Below are 271 nucleotides of genomic sequence, written 5' to 3' on the forward strand. Positions count from 1 at the left end.
GGCTGGAAATGCAGGGAACTTAAAAACTCCTCCAGCATTTTGATATTGACCGCACCCTTGCACTGCCTCACAGCCTCTAAGTAACTGAGAAGCTGTGCATAGGTTGCCTCCATCAGCGCCAGGGCGGCGTCAAATACACCGGCCTCACCGAAGTCCTGAATAATTTGTCTTTTCTGATCCGCCGTTAACGTGCCCTTCACCAATGGCCTGTTAGCCAAGATCATTAGAAACGACTTTGGGCCACCTTCCAGATCCATTGCAAAGCCTTTCT

At 50.2% G+C, this 271-nt stretch carries 1 protein-coding gene; it reads right to left on the bottom strand.

Going from position 1 to position 271, the window contains the following annotated elements:
- A partial coding sequence (locus SB752_RS32480; RefSeq protein ID WP_410719510.1) for a hypothetical protein occupies window positions 1-257 on the bottom strand: 257 nt, incomplete at its 3' end.
- Between the last annotated feature and the right edge of the window lie 14 nt (window positions 258-271).

The sequence above is a fragment of the Brevibacillus sp. SIMBA_040 genome, from assembly GCF_046535075.1.
GTDB lineage: Bacteria > Bacillota > Bacilli > Brevibacillales > Brevibacillaceae > Brevibacillus.